Genomic DNA, 12,665 nt, shown 5'->3' on the forward strand with positions numbered 1-12,665 from the left:
TTGCGGTGATCCCCCATGACACGTTCCTTTCCGAAGGTAGTCGATCAACTACAGAGTGCTACAGGTCCGATCGGCGGAGCAAGCGCTCCAGCGAGATCGACGTCCGACTTCCGTGGCACTGACCGCGCAGACCCGGCGCACTCGGGAGCGCATCCGTCAGCGACCCGTGCCCGGCCCGGCCCCCGGCCCCTCGTGGTCCGTCTTCTCCCCCAGCGCCTCGGCCAGGACTTCCGCCAGGTGCCTCGCTCCCCCGTCGGACAGCTGGTCCAGCTGGGTGCGGCACGAGTAGCCGTCGGCGAGGAGTTCCGTTCCCTCGTCCGCCGCCCGGACGGCGGGCAGCAACTGGTCCTCCGCGCATGCCACCGAGACGTCGTAATGGCCCTTCTCGAAGCCGAAGTTGCCCGCGAGTCCGCAGCAGCCACCGCTCAACTCGCCGGTGAGACCCGCCCGTTCACGCAGACGCCGTTCCGCCGCGTCGCCGAGGACCGAGTGCTGGTGGCAGTGGGTCTGGCCCGCGACCGGGCGGTCGACGCGTGGCGGCCGCCAGTTGGGCGCGGACTCCTCCAGCGTCTGGGCGAAGGTCCGTACGGACGCGGCGAGTCGGGCCGCGCGCGGGTCGTCCGCGAGCAGTTCCGGCAGGTCCGTCTTGAGCGCGGCGGCGCAGCTCGGTTCCAGGACGACCACCGGCAGTGCCCGGTCGAGCAGCGGCTCCATCCGGTCCAGGGTGCGGCGCATGACGGCGCGGGCCTGGTCGAGCTGGCCGGTGGAGACGTACGTGAGGCCGCAGCACACCTTGCCGGGCGGCAGCGTGTGCGTGACGCCGGCGGCGTCCAGGACGCGTACGGCCGCCTGCCCGACCGACGGCGACAGATGCTCCGTGAAGGTGTCCGGCCACAGCACCACCGCCGGATCGCCCACCGGTTCACGCCGCTGCCGCCGCAGCCACCGGGTGAACGTCAGCGGCGCCAGTCGCGGGATCGAGCGCTCCGGGGCGATCCCGCCCGCGCGCTTGGCCAGCGCGGCCACTCCCGGCACCCGTACCCCCGCGTTCAGCACGCCCGCGAACGGCGCGGCGGCCCGGAGCCAGCGCGGCAGCCGCCCCATCGCGTAGTGCGCGGCCGGCCGCCGCCTGCCCTCGTAGTGGTGGTGCAGGAACTCGGCCTTGTACGTGGCCATGTCGACGCCCACCGGGCAGTCGCTGCGGCAGCCCTTGCAGGACAGACAGAGGTCGAGCGCGTCCTTGACCTCGGTCGAGCGCCAGCCGTCGGTGACGATCTCGCCGGCGAGCATCTCGTGCAGCAGGCGGGCGCGTCCGCGCGTGGAGTGCTGTTCGTCGCCGGTCGCGCGGAACGAGGGGCACATCACCCCGGCGCCCGAACTCGGCCCCTCCACACGGCATTTGGCGACGCCGACACAGCGCCGTACGGCCGCCGAGAAGTCGCCGCCCACGACGCCGTCCGCCTCGCCGTCGTGCGGATAGGCGAAGGCGACGTCGACGCGTTCGCGAGGCAGGACCTCGAAGCGCAGGTTCTCGTCGAGCCGGGCGGGCCGGGCGATCGAGCCGGGGTTCAGGCCGCCCGCCGGATCCCATACGTCCTTGAACTGCCCGAAGAGTCCGGTCAGTTCGTCCCCGTACATCTTCGGCAGCAGCTCCGAACGCGCCAGCCCGTCGCCGTGCTCACCGGAGAGCGAGCCGCCGTGCGCGACGACCAGCCCGGCGACGTCCTCGGAGAAGCGGCGGAAGCGCCGCACGCCGTCGGTGCTCAACAGGTCGAAGTCGATGCGCACATGGATGCAGCCGTCGCCGAAGTGCCCGTAGGGCGTGCCGCGCAGTCCGTGCTGGGCGAGCAGCGCGCGGAAGTCCCGCAAGTACGCGCCGAGCCGGGCGGGCGGTACGGCGCAGTCCTCCCAGCCCGGCCACGCCTCTCCCCCGTCGGCGCTGCGGGTGGCGGTGCCCGACGCGTCCTCCCGTACCCGCCACAGGGTCCGGATCCCGGCCGGGTCGTCCACGACCGTGCCGTCCAGCGCGTCGGCGCCGCGCATGATCCGTTCGGCGTGCGCGCGCGCCTCGGCGACGGTGGCGCCGCCGGTCTCCACGAAGAGCCAGGCGCCGCCGCGCGGCAGGTCGTGCGGGCCGGGGACGAGGTCGTCGGCCATGCCCTCGACGGTGAGCGGGTGGTACGGCAGCAGCCCCGCCGCCGCTTCGGCCGCCGCGCTCTCGTCCGGGTAGCCGAGGACCGCGAGCACGCGTGCGGGCGGCGAGTCCACCAGCCGTACGACGGCTTCCGTGACGACGCCCAGCGTGCCCTCGCTGCCGCAGAACGCGCGGGCGAGATCGGTGCCGTTCTCGGGGAGCAGCGCGTCGATCGCGTAGCCGGAGATACGGCGCGGGAGGCCGGTGGGGTAGCCGGTGCGCAGCAGGGCGAGGTTGCTCTCGACGAGGGGGCGCAGTCCGGTGGGGGCGCCGTCCCAGCCCCTGCCGAGCCGCAGGGAGGTGCCGCCGTACGTCGTGACCGACAGCTCGTGGACGTTGTCGGCGGTCGTCCCCCACGCGACCGAGTGCGACCCGCACGAGTTGTTGCCGATCATGCCGCCGAGGGTGCAGCGGCTGTGTGTGGAGGGGTCGGGCCCGAAGGTCAGACCATGCGGTGCGACGGTGTCACGGAGCCGGTCGAGGACCACTCCGGGCTGCACGACGGCGGTACGGGCCTCGGTGTCGACTGACACGATCGAGCGAAGATGCCGGGTGAGATCGAGGACGACGCCGATGCCGGTGGCGTTCCCGGCGATCGAGGTGCCGCCGCCGCGCGGCACGACAGGGACGCCGTGCGTACGGCAGACGTCGAGGGCCGCCGCGACGTCCGCCGCGTCACGGGGAGCGACGACACCCACCGGGACCCGGCGGTAGTTGGAGGCGTCCATGGTGACCAGGGCACGGGCGGCGGCGCCGAAGTCCACCTCGCCGCGGACGGCTCCGGCGAGGTCTCTGGCCAGCGCGGTGGTGGCCGCGGGCGTCTCCCTCCTCGCGGGTGCCGTAAGCGCCGCTGATTCCCGGTTCCGGTGCCGCTCCCTGTGCTCAGCCATTCCCCCAGGATGCCCCGCCGGCCGTGCCGCACCACATGTCAACGACGTGTCGGGCACGTCTCACGACGTGAACCGCTCCCCTGACGGCAGGCGGAGAACGTCTAGGCTGCCGCCCGTGGCCGATATTCAGATTCCCGCTGACATCAAGCCCGCCGACGGTCGATTCGGCGCTGGCCCCTCCAAGGTGCGTACGGAGGCGGTCGACGCCCTGGCCGCCACCGGTACGTCTCTCCTCGGCACGTCCCATCGCCAGGCCCCGGTGAAGAACCTGGTCGGCGCGGTGCGCGACGGTGTGCGTGAGCTCTTCGGGCTCCCCGAGGGCTACGAGGTGATCCTGGGCAACGGCGGCTCCACCGCCTTCTGGGACATCGCGACGCACGGGTTGATCGAGAACAAGTCGCAGCACCTGAACTTCGGCGAGTTCTCGTCGAAGTTCGCGAAGGCGTCGAAGCTGGCCCCCTGGCTGGCCGAGCCGACCGTCATCTCCTCCTCGCCGGGCACCCACCCGGACCCGGAGGCCGAGGTGGGCGTGGACGTCTACGCGCTCACGCACAACGAGACCTCCACCGGTGTCGCCGCGCCCGTCAGGCGCGTCGCGGGCGCCGACGAGGGCGCGCTCGTGCTGGTCGACGCGACGTCCGGCGCGGGCGGTCTGCCGGTCGACATCGCCGAGACCGACGTCTACTACTTCGCCCCGCAGAAGTCCTTCGCCTCCGACGGCGGCCTGTGGATCGGCGTCTTCTCGCCGGCCGCGCTGGAGCGCGCCGCGCGTATCCACGGCTCGGGCCGGCACGTCCCGGAGTTCTTCTCGCTGCCGACGGCGATCGACAACTCGCTGAAGAACCAGACGTACAACACCCCCGCGCTCTCGACGCTCTTCCTGCTGAACGAGCAGCTGACCTGGCTGAACACCCAGGGCGGCCTCGACTGGTCGACCGCCCGTACGGCCACGTCCGCGCGCACCCTGTACGGCTGGGCGGAGTCGTCCAAGTACGCGACGCCGTTCGTGCTCGACCCGGCGCACCGCTCGCAGGTCATCGGCACGATCGACTTCTCGGACGAGATCGACGCGGCGACCATCGCCAAGGTCCTGCGCGCCAACGGCATCGTGGACACGGAGCCGTACCGCAAGCTGGGCCGCAACCAGCTGCGGGTGGCGATGTTCCCGGCGATCGACCCGTCGGACATCGAGGCGCTGACGGCGTGCGTCGACTACGTGATCGACAAGCTCTGACTCCACCCCGCGCCGTCGACGGCCCCGTCCCCCGCCGTGGGGGGCGGGGCCGTCACTCTTGCGCGTGAAAGATCACGCTCACGACGAATCGGACAGTCCCGGCCGACGACGATGGTCTCGACACCAGCCATCAGGAGGCCCTCATGTCTGCCGCAGCAGCCGAGCACCCCTGTGACGGCCCGCCGGAAAGCTTGCTCAAGGCCGGGGAGCCCAGGAAGACGACCTGACGGTCACCGGCTCAGGCGCTGGAATCTGCGGACCGCCAGCGGGACGAACAGCAGCGTGATCGCCACCGGCCAGGCCACCGACAGCAGCAGGGCGTGTTCCTCCGGCCAGCTGCCGCCGCTCGCCACCGGGTTGCCGAACAGTTCGCGGATCGCCGTCACCGTCGCCGACACCGGGTTCCACGCGGCGACCACGCCCAGCCAGTCCGGCATCAGGGACGGGGCGACGAAGACGCTGGAGATCATCGTCACCGGGAAGGCCACGGCGAAGAGGCTGCCGGCCTGCTCGGGGCTCGGGACCACCAGGCCGAGCCAGACGCCCACCCAGATCAGCGAGAAGCGCAGCAGCATGAGCAGGCCGAAGCCCGCCAGGGAGGCGAGCAGGCCGCCGTCCGCGCGCCAGCCGATCGCCAGGGCCGTGAGCGCGAGGATCGCCAGCTCCGCGCAGGCGGTGAGCATGTCCGCCACTCCGCGCCCCGTGACCACCGCCGACGGCGCCATCGGCATCGACCGGAACCGGTCGTGCACACCCTTGCTGGAGTCGGTGACGAAAGCGGTCGCCGTGTTCATGAAGCCGAAGGCCATCGTCATGGTGAACATGCCCGGCATCAGGAACTCCCGGTAGTCACCCCCGCCCGGCACCTTCATGGCGCTGCCGAAGACATAGCCGTAGAGCAGCACGGAGACGAGCGGAAAGCCCAGCATCCAGAGGATGTAGGAGGGCTGGCGCTGATAGTGGGTCAGGCTGCGGCGTACGAGATTCCAGCAGTCGGCCACGGCCCAGTAGGCGCGGCCGTGCGTGTCGTCCACCGCCAGGCTCACCTTCGAGTTCAGGTCCGTGCTCGTGCTCATGCCGCCACCTCTGTCTTCGCCTTCATCGTCTTCGCCGTCGTCGTATCGGTCGGCGCCTCTTCCGTACGGTGGCCCGTCAGCCGCAGGAACACGTCGTCCAGGCTCGGCCTGCGCAGGCCGATGTCCTCCGCCGCGATCCCCCGGTCCCGCAGCTCCCGCGCGACGTCCGTCAGCGCGGCCACCCGGTCGGTGACGGGCGCGTGCACCCGGCGTGCCTCGGTGTCCGTCGCGGGCACCGATCCCGCGACGCGTGCGACCACCTCGGCCGCCGCCGGGAGTTCGCGCTCGTCGTGGACGACGACCTCGATCAGGTCACCGCCCACGGTGTTCTTCAGCCCGTCCGGGGTGTCGTCGGCGATGGCCCGCCCCCGGTCGATGACCGTGATGTGCGAGGCGAGCTTGTCGGCCTCGTCCAGATACTGCGTGGTGAGCAGCACGGTGGTACCGCCGGCCACCAGCGCCCGCACGGCGGCCCAGACCTCGCCGCGCCCGCGCGGGTCGAGCCCGGTCGTCGGCTCGTCGAGGAACAGGACCCGCGGGGCGAGGATCATCGACGCGGCGAGGTCGAGCCGGCGCCGCATGCCGCCGCTGTACTCACGTACGCCCTTGTCGGCCGCCTCCACCAGGTCGAACCGCTCCAGCAGTTCCCCGGCGCGCAGCGCGGCCCGCCGTCCGCCGAGGTGGAAGAGGCGGCCGAACATCTCCAGGTTCTGCCGGCCGGTGAGGATCTCGTCGACCGCCGCGTACTGCCCGGTGAGCCCGATCCGGCTGCGGACAGTGCGCGGGTCGGTGCGCACGTCGACCCCGGCGACCGTCGCGCGCCCGCCGTCGAGCTTGAGGAGGGTGGCGAGCGCGCGCACGGCGGTGGTCTTGCCCGCGCCGTTCGGGCCGAGGAGCCCGTGCACGGTTCCGGTGCGTACGGCGAGGTCGAAGCCGTCGAGGGCGTATGTGTCCCCGTACCGCTTGCGGATCGCTTCGGCGTGTACGGCGTATTCGGTCACGGCGTGGTCGTTCACTGCCCCTCCAGGGAACTGAGTACGGTGTACCCAAGGAGCGTACACGGTACCCAATTAATGTCCAGCCGTTTAGGCTGGGCCCATGGCGACGACGGAAAGCAGCGGCAGCGGCGACGTGTCCCGCAGCATGGAACTCCTCTGGGGCACCGGCGAGCGGTCGACCCGGGGGCCGAAACCGGGGCTCACGCTCGACCGGATCGTCACGGCCGCCGTCGAACTCGCGGACGCCGAGGGGCTCTCGGCGGTCTCGATGCGCAGACTCTCCACGGAGCTGGGCGCGGGAACGATGTCGCTCTACCGCCATGTCCCCGGCCGGGCCGAGCTGGTGGACCTGATGCTGGACCGCGTACAGGGCGAGTCAGGTACGCCGGCCGCCGATCCGGACTCCGCGGCCGCCGCCCCCGGCTGGCGGAAGACCGTCGAGACGGCCGCCCGCGACGAACTCGCCCTCTACCAGGCCCATCCCTGGCTGCTCTCCGTCAACCAGACCAGGCCCGTCCTCGGCCCCGGCGCCCTCGGCGGCATGGAGACGATGCTCGCCGGGATCAAGGACATGGGTCTGACCGACCCGGAGCTGATCTCCGTGATCATCATGGTCAGCGGTTACGTCTCCGGGGTCGCCCGCACCCAGGTGCACGCCGTCGAGGTCCAGCAGGCGACCGGCATCAGCGACGACGAGTTCTGGAAGGCGCAGGAGCCGTTCCTGTCGACGGTGATGAACAGCGGGCGCTACCCGGCGATGGCCACGCTCTCGGGAGACGCGTTCGGCCCCGACTTCGACCACTTCGAGTTCGGGCTCCAGCGGCTGCTCGACGGCCTGGAGGTGCTGGTCGCGCAGCGCACCGGCGGCGGCAGCTGAGCCGGTACGTACACCGTCAGCCGCTCCGCTTGCGGCGCTTGAACCCGAAGAACAGCACGGCTGCTCCGACGAGCACCACCGCGCCGATCGTGATGTTCCCGCTCTCGCCCCCGGCGCCGTCCCCCGCCGCGCCGTCGCCCGCGCTCCCCGCGCCTCCGGACGAACCGCCGTCCTTGTCGATGTCGACGCGCTCGACCTGGCTGCGCGTCCCCTCCGTGCCGAACATCAGGGCGGAGCCGTCCAGGGTGTACGTCACCGACTCGGCCTGCCCCTGGATCGGGGCCCGGACGCGGTGGTCCGCGCCCAGGCGGCCGTTCTTCCACACGTAGGCACGGGCGCTGAAGTACGAGCGCAGCAACAGCTCCTTGCCGTCCGGCGAGAACGCGCCGTCGGTCACCCACGGCACCTCGTCGACGCGCGTGAAGGTGTTCGTGCCGTCGGCGGTGAGCTTGGCCGGGCCCTCGTAGAGGCCGCCGCCGTTCTCGTTCTTCGAGGCGATGTAGACGCGGCCGGTGGTCGGATGGACCATCAGCGCCTCGGCGTCACGCGGGCCGTCCGCGTACTTCACGGTGTACTGCGTGGCGTCGACCGCCGCGTCCGCGAGCGTCTTCGGTTCGGGGAAGCGGTAGATCCAGACGTGGTCCCAGCTGCCGTTGAGGTTGTCGCCGATGTCACCGACGTAGATGTCTCCGTCGGCGCCGACGGAGATCGCCTCCATGTCACGGGGCTCCCCGACCCCGCGCATGGTGATCGTCGCGACGGTCTCACCGGTCCGCGAGTCGATGCCGTAGATGAGGGGCTTGTCCTGGTCGTTGTGCGTCCAGTAGACGCCGGGGTGCGCGCGGCTGGCGGCGAGGCCGCTGGACTCGGTGATGCGCGGGTCCGTGATCCGGAAGCTCCGGTCGGGGTCGGCGGCGGGCGCGGCCGGTGCGGCAGGGGCAGCGGGCGCGGCCACGGCCGCCGGGCCGGAGAGCGCGCCCGCCGCGCCCGCCAGGACGAGCACCGCCGCCGCGAGGGCGGACCGGACACGGGCCGGGCACGGAGACGGGCGCACAGACGGACGCATGACCTTGACCTTGACCATGGCCCAAGACTGCCACCTCGCAGGCCGGGCACGGTCGCCCGTCGGCCATCGGGGATGATGATCCGATGCGTTTCATGTTCGTCGGCGACTCGATGACCATCGGCCGCGCCGGCGACTTCACCTGGCGCTACCGGATGTGGCAGCACCTGAACGCGGCGTACGGCGGTCCGTACGCGATCGTCGGCCCGCGCACCGGGCTGTACGACGCCCACGCCGACGCCCCGGTGTCGCACGCGTACGGCGCCCCCGACTTCCCCGCGAAGGCGTGGCGGCACCTCGCGGGCTGGGGCGAGGGCTGGCAGCACATGGCGCCGGTGATCCGTGACGCCGTCGCCGCGCACCGCGCGGACGTCCTGCTCGTCTCGCTCGGCCTGATAGACCTCGGGTTCTACACCGACAGCGACCGAACGGCCCTGTACGCACGGGAGTTCCTCGCCGAGGCACGGGCGGCGAATCCGCGCGTGCGGATCGTGCTGCTGCCGGTCATACCCAACACACGCGCGGACACCGACCCGGAGTTCGCCGCCGAGGTCGACCGCTTCAACGACCTGCTGGCCAAGGCGGTCGCCGACCTGGACGACGCGGCCTCCCCCCTGCTGCCGGCCTCGCGCCCGGCGTCGTACGACATCCACCGCGACACCTATGACGGGACCCACCCCGGCCCTTCGGGGGAGCATCTGCTCGCCGGGGCGTTCGCCGACGCGATGCATCAGGCCTGGGGGCTGGGCGCGCCGTATCCCGTCACACGGCGGTGAGTTGAGGGTCGAGCGGGGCGCGGGTGAGTCGGTTCGCGAGGGTGGAGAGCGTGTACGTGCCGATGCCGAGGACGACTTCGAGGGCGTTGCGCGTCGTGTAGCCGTGGGCGAGGAACGCGTCGAGCGTGGTGTCGTCCACGGCCCCGGCGGTCGCGAGCACGGCGAGAGTGAACTGCCTTACTGCTTCGAGCTGTTGGTTCGCCAACGGGCGCTGCCCGGCCAGGGCGGCGATCAACTCCTCGTCGGCGCCAAGCTTCCGCAGTCTGCCGCTGTGCATGGCCACGCAGATATGGCACTCGTTGCGGGTGACGACGGTCATCACGACGACCTCGCGTGCCACCGGGTCGAGCGTCGTGCCGTCGAAGAGGGCGGTCAGCCTCTGGAACCCGTCGAGCAGTTCGGGCGAGGCGGCGAGCCTCGCCATGGCGGACGGCAGAAACCCCAGATGGCGGACGGTGGCCTCCATGTGGCGGCGGGAGCCCGGGGGTGCGGTGTCGGGCGTGTGATCGACAAAGGCGGTACCGGCTCGCACGGGAGCCCTCCCTAGAATGGACAACATGGTTGACGAAAAAAAGGTAAACCAGGTTGTCGATATCCGCAACGGGAATGGCGTCGGCCGCCGTGTCTGAGCGCGCGGGCGACGCGCCCGGATACGAGCTGCCACTCCTCCTCTTCGCCGGATTCCGGTCCCTGATCGACCAGTTGCACGAGGAACTGGCCCGCCAGGGCCACCCCGACGCCCGGCCCGCGCACGGCTTCGCCATGCAGGCGATCGGCATCGACGGCGCCACCGCGGTCACCGTCGGCCGCCGCCTTGGCGTCTCGAAACAGGCCGCTGGCAAGACGGTCGACCGCCTGGAGGCCCTGGGCTACGCGGAACGCACCGCCGACCCCACGGACGCCCGCCGCAAACTGATCCGCCTGACGCCGCACGGCCTCGACGCGCTCGCCCGCTCGGCGCGGATCTTCGACGACCTGCGCGCCCGGTGGGCCCTGGCCCTCGGCGGCGACAGACTGCGCGCCCTGGAGGCGGATCTGCGGGCGGTCACCCCGCCGGACGCGTTCGGCCTGGACACGGAGGGCTGGCTCGGCGGCCCCTGAGCCGTCGGCGTACGCGGGCGCCGGCGCCGTACGTACTATGCGTTACCCGCGCCCGAGCGGCGTCCCGCACCCGCCGCAGTTCACCAGCTCCGGGTCGTCGTTGAGACGACCGCACTCCTCGCAGACCAGCTCCAGCATGCAGGGCGGCTCGCCACCCTCCACGACCTCGTCACCGGTGCCACCGGTGTTACCGCCACCGAGGGACATCGCCGCACACCTCCCCACCGCTCGCCGTCGCCCTCAACCCTACGTAAGCCCGCCGTACCCCACCCCGTGAAGGAGACCACCTCGTGGACCGCGAGCCCGGTGAGCCGTATCCGCCGATCGAGCCCTACGACCACGGCATGCTCGACGTCGGCGACGGCAACCTCGTCCACTGGGAGGTCTGCGGCAACCCCGACGGCAAGCCCGCGCTCGTCGTGCACGGCGGCCCCGGCTCCGGGTGCGGCCCCCGCGCACGGCGGAACTTCGACCCCGACCGCTACCGCGTCGTCCTCTTCGACCAGCGCAACTGCGGACGCAGCACCCCGCACGCGAGCGACCCCGCCGCCGACATGCGCCACAACACCACCGGTCATCTCCTCGCCGACATGGAGCGGTTGCGCACCCACCTCGGGATCGACAAGTGGCTGCTGTTCGGCGGCTCCTGGGGCTCGACGCTGATCCTCGCGTACGCCGAGCGGCACCCCGATCGTGTCTCGGAGATCGTCATCCCGAGTGTCACCACCACCCGCCGCTCCGAGATCGACTGGCTGTACCGGGGCGCCGGCCAGATCTTCCCCGAGGCGTGGGCACGCTTCCGGGCCGGTGCCCCGACGGATGACCCCGACCCCGACACCCCCGGCCTGCTGACCGCGTACGCGCGCCTCACGGAGAGCCCCGACCCCGCCGTGCGGGCCAGGGCCACCGCCGACTGGTGCGCCTGGGAGGACGCGGTGCTCTCGCAGGAACCGCACGGCTCCCCCGACCCGTACAGCGGCCGGCCCCCCGCCGCCCGCCAGGCCTTCGTACGGATCTGCGCGCACTACTTCTCCCACGGCGCCTGGCTGGAGGAAGGCGCGTTGCTGCGCGACGCGGGGCAACTGGCGGGGATTCCGGGGGTGTTGATCCACGGCAGACACGACCTGTCCGGCCCGCTCGGCACCGCCTGGGATCTCGCCGCCGCCTGGCCCGACGCCCGTCTGGTCGTCGTGGAGGACGCCGGCCACAAGGGCAGCGCGACGATGCGGCGCGAGCTGCTGGCCGCGCTCGACGCGTTCGCGGCGCCGGGCACGGGCCCGCGGCGCATCCGTTGAGGTCTTGCTTCGAGCGCGCTCGAAGGCGTTGGCTGTTGAGTCATGAAGTACACGCAGCTCGGACGCACCGGACTCAAAGTCAGCCGACTCGTCCTCGGCACCATGAACTTCGGCCCGCACACCAACGAGGCCGACAGCCACGCCATCATGGATGACGCGCTCGGCGCAGGCATCAACTTCTTCGACACGGCCAATGTCTACGGCTGGGGCGAGAACAAGGGCCGTACGGAGGAAATCCTCGGCACCTGGTTCGCGCAGGGCGGCGGCCGTCGCGACAAGGTCGTGCTCGCCACCAAGGTGTACGGCAACATGGCGGCCGAGGGCGACGCGTGGCCCAACCACGACAAGCTGTCCGCCCTCAACATCCGCCGCGCGGTCGACGCCAGCCTCAAGCGGCTCCAGACCGACCACATCGATCTCTACCAGTTCCACCACATCGACCGCGACACCCCGGTCGAGGAGATCTGGCAGGCGATCGACACCCTGATCAAGCAGGGCAAGATCCTCTACGCCGGTTCGTCCAATTTCCCCGGCTGGAAGATCGCCCAGACCAACGAGACGGCGCACCGCCTGGGCTCGTACGGCCTGGTCAGCGAGCAGTGCCTGTACAACCTCGCCGAGCGCCGCGCCGAGATGGAGGTCATCCCGGCCGCGCGGGAGTACGGCCTCGGGGTCATCCCCTGGTCGCCGCTCCAGGGCGGTCTCCTCGGCGGCGCGATCCGCAAGGAGCGCGAGGGCGGCACCGGCAAGCGGTCCGGTGACCGGCTCAGGGACAGCAAGATCCGTGAGCAGGTCCAGGCGTACGAGGACCTGCTCACCAAGCACGGCATCGAGCCGGGCGAGGCCGCTCTGGCCTGGCTGCTGACGCGTCCGGGCGTGACGGGCCCGATCGTCGGCCCGCGTACGGCCGAGCAGCTGGAGTCCGCGCTGCGCGGGGTCGAGCTGGAGCTGTCGGACGAGGTGCTGGCGTCGCTGGACGAGATCTTCCCGGGTCCGGGGCCCTCTCCCGAGGCGTTCGCCTGGTAGTGCCGGTACGGGAGGGCGCGGCCCGCGGGCCGCGCCCCCTAGGGCCTGTCGTTTGGATCAGGCCGGATCAGGGAGCGGGGTCTGGTGCGTGCGAGCGCAAGGCGGAGGAGGGAGACAACGCGGAGCGTTGGCGAC

General features: G+C 71.7%; 11 protein-coding genes and 1 pseudogene. 6 read left to right on the forward strand and 6 right to left on the reverse strand.

Annotated features, from left to right (window positions below):
- Window positions 1-156: 156 nt before the first annotated feature.
- Window positions 157-3,084: an FAD-binding and (Fe-S)-binding domain-containing protein gene (locus ACFWHU_RS35255; RefSeq protein ID WP_387230138.1), complete on the reverse strand. Its 2,928-nt coding sequence runs from the start codon at window positions 3,082-3,084 to the stop codon at window positions 157-159.
- Window positions 3,085-3,199: 115 nt separating this feature from the next.
- Here ACFWHU_RS35255 and serC point away from each other — a divergent pair, with 115 nt between their 5' ends.
- The gene (gene serC, locus ACFWHU_RS35260) at window positions 3,200-4,318 is read left to right on the forward strand and encodes a phosphoserine transaminase (protein WP_385802734.1); all 1,119 of its coding nucleotides are present in this window, start codon (window positions 3,200-3,202) and stop codon (window positions 4,316-4,318) included.
- A gap of 230 nt (window positions 4,319-4,548) precedes the next feature.
- Here the strand turns inward: serC and ACFWHU_RS35265 are convergent, their stop codons facing one another.
- Together ACFWHU_RS35265 and ACFWHU_RS35270 are read right to left on the reverse strand one after the other, a co-directional pair.
- The gene (locus ACFWHU_RS35265; RefSeq protein ID WP_387230141.1) at window positions 4,549-5,394 is read right to left on the reverse strand and encodes an ABC transporter permease; all 846 of its coding nucleotides are present in this window, start codon (window positions 5,392-5,394) and stop codon (window positions 4,549-4,551) included.
- Window positions 5,391-6,410 (reverse strand): ATP-binding cassette domain-containing protein, encoded by a 1,020-nt coding sequence (locus tag ACFWHU_RS35270; protein ID WP_387230142.1) that lies wholly within the window; start codon window positions 6,408-6,410, stop codon window positions 5,391-5,393. Before ACFWHU_RS35270 ends, ACFWHU_RS35265 begins: the two co-directional genes overlap by 4 nt.
- Window positions 6,411-6,492: 82 nt before the next feature.
- Here ACFWHU_RS35270 and ACFWHU_RS35275 point away from each other — a divergent pair, with 82 nt between their 5' ends.
- Window positions 6,493-7,269, forward strand: coding sequence for a TetR/AcrR family transcriptional regulator (locus ACFWHU_RS35275; protein WP_387230144.1), 777 nt, complete (start codon window positions 6,493-6,495; stop codon window positions 7,267-7,269).
- 16 nt (window positions 7,270-7,285) lie between these two features.
- On the opposite strand, the gene ACFWHU_RS35280 is transcribed toward ACFWHU_RS35275, so the two are convergent.
- Complete coding sequence (locus ACFWHU_RS35280; RefSeq protein ID WP_387230146.1) at window positions 7,286-8,335, reverse strand: WD40 repeat domain-containing protein; 1,050 nt, start codon at window positions 8,333-8,335, stop codon at window positions 7,286-7,288.
- 83 nt (window positions 8,336-8,418) lie between these two features.
- Here ACFWHU_RS35280 and ACFWHU_RS35285 point away from each other — a divergent pair, with 83 nt between their 5' ends.
- On the forward strand, window positions 8,419-9,108 hold the full coding sequence (locus ACFWHU_RS35285; protein WP_387230148.1) for a GDSL-type esterase/lipase family protein: 690 nt from the start codon (window positions 8,419-8,421) through the stop codon (window positions 9,106-9,108).
- Here the strand turns inward: ACFWHU_RS35285 and ACFWHU_RS35290 are convergent.
- Window positions 9,095-9,667 (reverse strand): carboxymuconolactone decarboxylase family protein, encoded by a 573-nt coding sequence (locus ACFWHU_RS35290; protein ID WP_387230150.1) that lies wholly within the window; start codon window positions 9,665-9,667, stop codon window positions 9,095-9,097. The genes ACFWHU_RS35285 and ACFWHU_RS35290 overlap by 14 nt on opposite strands.
- Between ACFWHU_RS35290 and ACFWHU_RS35295 the strand changes: the two are divergent.
- A pseudogene (locus tag ACFWHU_RS35295) lies at window positions 9,666-10,209 on the forward strand (MarR family winged helix-turn-helix transcriptional regulator). The gene ACFWHU_RS35290 and the pseudogene ACFWHU_RS35295 overlap by 2 nt on opposite strands.
- A gap of 42 nt (window positions 10,210-10,251) precedes the next feature.
- On the opposite strand, the gene ACFWHU_RS35300 reads toward ACFWHU_RS35295, so the two are convergent.
- The gene (locus ACFWHU_RS35300; RefSeq protein WP_385802748.1) at window positions 10,252-10,416 is read right to left on the reverse strand and encodes a hypothetical protein; all 165 of its coding nucleotides are present in this window, start codon (window positions 10,414-10,416) and stop codon (window positions 10,252-10,254) included.
- An 83-nt stretch (window positions 10,417-10,499) separates the two neighbouring features.
- On the opposite strand from ACFWHU_RS35300, the gene pip reads away from it, so the two are divergent.
- Window positions 10,500-11,504 (forward strand): prolyl aminopeptidase, encoded by a 1,005-nt coding sequence (gene pip / locus ACFWHU_RS35305; protein WP_387230152.1) that lies wholly within the window; start codon window positions 10,500-10,502, stop codon window positions 11,502-11,504.
- A 42-nt stretch (window positions 11,505-11,546) separates the two neighbouring features.
- Window positions 11,547-12,530 (forward strand): aldo/keto reductase, encoded by a 984-nt coding sequence (locus ACFWHU_RS35310; protein WP_387230154.1) that lies wholly within the window; start codon window positions 11,547-11,549, stop codon window positions 12,528-12,530.
- Window positions 12,531-12,665: the final 135 nt, after the last annotated feature.

This window comes from Streptomyces sp. NPDC060366, assembly GCF_042725135.1.
In the GTDB taxonomy this organism is placed as follows: domain Bacteria; phylum Actinomycetota; class Actinomycetes; order Streptomycetales; family Streptomycetaceae; genus Streptomyces.

Excerpts from the sequence above, each read along its gene's own strand:
- ACFWHU_RS35265 (WP_387230141.1), bottom strand. The coding sequence starts at position 5,394 with ATGAGCACGAGCACGGACCTGAACTCGAAGGTGAGCCTGGCGGTGGAC.
- ACFWHU_RS35255 (WP_387230138.1), bottom strand. The coding sequence starts at position 3,084 with ATGGCTGAGCACAGGGAGCGGCACCGGAACCGGGAATCAGCGGCGCTT.
- ACFWHU_RS35280 (WP_387230146.1), bottom strand. The coding sequence starts at position 8,335 with ATGCGTCCGTCTGTGCGCCCGTCTCCGTGCCCGGCCCGTGTCCGGTCC.
- ACFWHU_RS35275 (WP_387230144.1), top strand. The coding sequence starts at position 6,493 with ATGGCGACGACGGAAAGCAGCGGCAGCGGCGACGTGTCCCGCAGCATG.
- ACFWHU_RS35310 (WP_387230154.1), top strand. The coding sequence starts at position 11,547 with ATGAAGTACACGCAGCTCGGACGCACCGGACTCAAAGTCAGCCGACTC.
- ACFWHU_RS35285 (WP_387230148.1), top strand. The coding sequence starts at position 8,419 with ATGCGTTTCATGTTCGTCGGCGACTCGATGACCATCGGCCGCGCCGGC.
- ACFWHU_RS35300 (WP_385802748.1), bottom strand. The coding sequence starts at position 10,416 with ATGTCCCTCGGTGGCGGTAACACCGGTGGCACCGGTGACGAGGTCGTG.
- ACFWHU_RS35290 (WP_387230150.1), bottom strand. The coding sequence starts at position 9,667 with ATGTTGTCCATTCTAGGGAGGGCTCCCGTGCGAGCCGGTACCGCCTTT.